This window comes from Micromonospora phytophila (assembly GCF_023656545.1).
GTDB lineage: Bacteria > Actinomycetota > Actinomycetes > Mycobacteriales > Micromonosporaceae > Micromonospora > Micromonospora phytophila.
This window is the reverse complement of the sequence record NZ_JAMOKF010000415.1, coordinates 1-4,139: the sequence shown is the minus strand read 5'-3', so window position 1 is coordinate 4,139 and position 4,139 is coordinate 1. Positions and strand designations below refer to the sequence as shown.

General features: G+C 74.8%; 4 protein-coding genes. All 4 read left to right on the top strand.

The window, feature by feature from the left end; genetic code table 11:
• Window positions 1-691: (2Fe-2S)-binding protein (locus tag NCC78_RS28630; RefSeq protein WP_250798415.1), on the top strand; the 691-nt coding region annotated here is incomplete at its 5' end.
• A complete protein-coding gene (locus NCC78_RS28625; RefSeq protein WP_250798413.1) occupies window positions 688-3,099 on the top strand; it encodes an FAD-dependent oxidoreductase in 2,412 nt (803 codons plus the stop codon). The genes NCC78_RS28630 and NCC78_RS28625, both read left to right, overlap by 4 nt.
• On the top strand, window positions 3,096-3,440 hold the full coding sequence (gene nirD, locus NCC78_RS28620; RefSeq protein WP_250798412.1) for a nitrite reductase small subunit NirD: 345 nt from the start codon (window positions 3,096-3,098) through the stop codon (window positions 3,438-3,440). The genes NCC78_RS28625 and nirD overlap by 4 nt, the downstream gene beginning before the upstream one ends.
• Window positions 3,441-4,139, top strand: a 699-nt coding sequence (locus NCC78_RS28615) for a uroporphyrinogen-III synthase (RefSeq protein WP_250798411.1), incomplete at its 3' end; no start/stop codon positions are given.

The window sequence follows — 4,139 nt, the reverse complement described above, 5'->3', positions numbered from 1 at the left end:
CGGGCTCGCCGTGGAACGGGGCGTGCTGGTCGACGACCGGCTACGCACCAGCGACCGGCGGATCTCGGCGATCGGCGACTGCGCCCAGCACGACGGCGCGCTCACCGGGCTGGTCGCCCCGGCGTGGGCGCAGGCCCGGGTGGTCGCGCAGGTGCTCACCGGCGAGGACCCGCTCGCCCGCTACCGGCCCCGGCCGGCGGTCACCCGACTCAAGGCGGCCGGCATCGACCTGGCCGCGATGGGCGACCCGGACGGCGACGAGGCGGGCGAGGAGCTGACCTTCGCCGACCCGGCCCGGGGCACGTACGCCCGGCTGCGGATCTCCGACGAGCGGCTGACCGGGGCGATCCTGCTCGGCGACAACCCGGCCGTCGGCACGGTGATCCAGCTCTTCGACCGGGGCCAGCCGGTGCCGGCCGACCGGCGGTCCCTGCTGCTCGGCCGGGCGTTCGGCGCGGCAGCGACCGCGCCCGCCGCGACCCCGGCGCTGATGCCGGACGCGGCGACCGTGTGCCAGTGCAACAACGTCAGCAAGGGGGCGCTGGTGAGCTGCTGGCGTTCCGGGGCCCGGACGGTCGACGCCGTGGTCGCGGCGACCCGGGCCGGTACCGGGTGCGGCGGCTGCCGGGACGCGGTCACCGGCATCGTCGACTGGTTGTCCGAAGTGGATTCGGTGGAGGTGGCGCGATGAAGCGGGTGGTGGTCGTCGGCAACGGCATGGTGGGGCAGCGCTTCGTCGACGCGCTGCGCGCCCGCGACCCCGAAGGGCGGTGGCGGGTCACCGTGCTCGCCGAGGAGACCCGGCCGGCGTACGACCGGGTGCGGCTCTCGGCGTTCTTCGACGGGGTCGGCGCGGAGGAGCTGAACCTGCACACCCCCGACGACGGGGTCGAGCTGCGCCTCGGCGAGCCGGCCACGGCGATCGACCGCGACCGGCGGGTGGTGCGCACGGCGACCGGCGAGCACCCGTACGACGCGGTGGTGCTGGCCACCGGCTCGTACGCCTTCGTGCCGCCGGTGGACGGCGCGGCGCTGCCCGGGGTGTTCGTCTACCGCACCCTGGACGACCTGGTGGCGATCCGGGAGCACGCCCGGGGCCGGCGCACCGGCGCGGTGATCGGCGGCGGGCTGCTCGGGCTGGAGGCGGCGAACGCGCTGCGCCTGCTCGGCCTGGACACCAGCGTGGTGGAGTTCGCGCCCCGGCTGATGCCGGTGCAGGTCGACACCGCCGGTGGCGCGATGCTCCGCCGGTACGTCGACGAGTTGGGCGTGGGCACCCACCTCGGGGTGGCCACCACCGCGATCCGGTCCGGCGCGGACGGCACGGTCGCCGGCCTGGAGCTGGCCGACGGCACGGTGGTCGACGCCGACCTGGTGGTCGTGGCGGCCGGCATCCGCCCCCGCGACGAGCTGGCCCGGGCGGCCGGGCTCGACCTCGGCCCCCGGGGCGGGGTGCTGGTCGACGGCGCCTGCCGTACCGCCGACGAGCGGATCTGGGCGGTGGGCGAGTGCGCGGCGGTCGACGGCACCTGCCACGGCCTGGTCGCCCCCGGGTACGCGATGGCCGAGGTGGTGGCCGACCGGCTGGTCGGCGGCGCGGCCACCTTCCCCGGCGCGGACACCGCCACCAAGCTCAAGCTGCTCGGCGTGGACGTGGCCTCGTTCGGCGACGCGCACGGCACCACCCCGGGCTGCCTCGACGTCACCTTCACCGACCCGGCCACCCGGGTCTACGCCAAGCTGGTCCTCTCCGACGACGCGAAGACCCTGCTCGGCGGGGTGCTGGTGGGCGACGCGAGCGCCTACCCGACGCTGCCCGGCACCGCCCAGGTCTGCTCCTGCAACGCGGTCACCCGCGACGACGTCGACGCGGCGATCGCCGGCGGCTGCGCCGACGTGCCGGCGCTGAAGGCGTGCACCCGGGCCGGCACCAGCTGCGGTTCCTGCGTGCCGATGTTGAAGCAGCTGTTGGACGCGGCCGGGGTGAAGCAGTCGACGGCGCTCTGCGAGCACTTCGACGTCAGCCGGCAGGAACTCTTCGACATCGTCCGGGTCCGTGGCATCCACACCTTCTCCGCGCTCATCGCCGAGCACGGTCGGGGGCGTGGCTGCGACATCTGCAAGCCGGTGGTGGCCTCGATCCTCGCCTCGCTCGGCACCGGGCACGTGCTCGACGGGGAGCAGGCGTCGTTGCAGGACACCAACGACCACTTCCTGGCCAACCTGCAACGCGACGGCAGCTACTCGGTGGTGCCCCGGATTCCCGGCGGGGAGATCACCCCGGAGAAGCTGATCGTCATCGGCGAGGTGGCCCGCGACTTCCGGCTCTACACGAAGATCACCGGTGGGCAGCGGATCGACCTGTTCGGCGCCCGGGTGGAGCAGCTGCCGCAGATCTGGCGCCGGCTGGTCGACGCCGGCTTCGAGTCCGGGCACGCGTACGGCAAGGCGCTGCGCACGGTGAAGTCCTGCGTCGGCGAGACCTGGTGCCGGTACGGGGTGCAGGACTCGGTCGGCCTCGCCGTCGCCCTGGAGCTGCGCTACCGGGGACTGCGGGCGCCTCACAAGATCAAGTCAGCGGTCTCCGGCTGTGCCCGGGAGTGCGCCGAGGCGCGCAGCAAGGACTTCGGCATCATCGCCACCGACACCGGCTGGAACCTCTACCTCGGCGGCAACGGCGGCTTCCGCCCCCGCCACGCCGACCTCTTCGCCACCGACCTGACCACGTCGGAACTCGTCACCCTGATCGACCGGTTCCTGATGTTCTACATCCGCACCGCCGACCGGCTGCAACGCACCGCCGCCTGGATCGAGGCGATGGAGGGCGGCCTCGACCACCTCCGCTCGGTGATCGTGGACGACTCGCTCGGGCTCTGCGCCGAACTGGACGCGGCGATGGCCCGGCACGTCGAGTCCTACTCCGACGAGTGGCGGGACGTGCTGGAGGACCCGGCCCGGCTGCGCCGGTTCGCCTCGTTCGTCAACGCGCCCGACGTGCCCGACCCGTCGATCACCTTCACCGAGGAACGCGGCCAACCGGTGCCCGTCGGTCGGACGCCGGCGCCGGTCGCGCTGGGGATGCCGGAGGTGCGGCGATGACCACCGCGACCCTCAGCTGGACGCCGGTCTGCCCGCTCGACCGGCTGGACCCCGACCGGGGCGTCGCCGCGCTGGTCGACGGGGTGCAGATCGCGCTCTTCCACACCGCCGACGGGCTGTTCGCCATCGACAACCTCGACCCGGTCACCGGGGCGTACGTGCTGTCGCGGGGAATCGTGGGCAGCCGGGGAGGGGTGCCGACGGTCGCCTCGCCCCTGCACAAGCAGGTGTACGACCTGCGTACCGGGATCTGCCTCGACCTGCCCGGGGTGTCCGTGCCCCGGCACGAGGTGCGCTGCCGGGACGGCCTGGTCGAGGTGCGGCTGCGACAGGAGGGGTGAATGCGCGAGGAACTGTCCGGCTTCACCATCGGGGTGACCGCCGACCGGCGGCGGGACGAGCTCGCCGCGCTGCTTCAGCGGCGGGGCGCGCGGGTCGTGCTCGCCCCGGCGCTGCGGATCGTGCCGCTGGCCGACGACACCGAGCTGCGCGAGGCCACCCGGGCCTGCCTGGACCGGCCGCCGGACATCCTGATGGCCAACACCGGCATCGGCATGCGCGGCTGGCTGGAGGCGGCCGAGGGCTGGGGGCTGGCCGAGCCGCTGCGCTCGGTGCTCGGCGAGGCGTACGTGGTGGCCCGGGGGCCCAAGGCCCGGGGGGCGATCCGCGCCGCCGGCCTGTTCGACCAGTGGTCACCGGCCTCCGAGAGCTGCGACGAGGTGGTCGACCACCTGCGCCGGCGCGGGGTGGCCGGGCAGGTGATCGCCATGCAGCTGCACGGCGAGCGGCAGCCGGAGTGCACGATGGCGCTGGAGGCGGCTGGCGCCACCGTGATCGAGGTGCCGGTCTACCGCTGGGCGCCGCCGACCGACCCGGCGCCGCTGCACCGGCTGGTCGACCTGGTCGCCAGCCGGCTGGTCGACGCGGTCACCTTCACCTCCGCCCCGGCGGCGGAGGCGCTGCTGCGGGCCGCCGGCGACCGCGGCGACGCGGTGCTGGACGCGTTCCGCACCGACGTGCTGGCCAGCTGCGTGGGGGCG

Bases quoted from the DNA above. Each gene is read 5' to 3' on its own strand.
- nirD (WP_250798412.1), top strand. From the start codon at position 3,096: ATGACCACCGCGACCCTCAGCTGGACGCCGGTCTGCCCGCTCGACCGG.
- NCC78_RS28625 (WP_250798413.1), top strand. From the start codon at position 688: ATGAAGCGGGTGGTGGTCGTCGGCAACGGCATGGTGGGGCAGCGCTTC.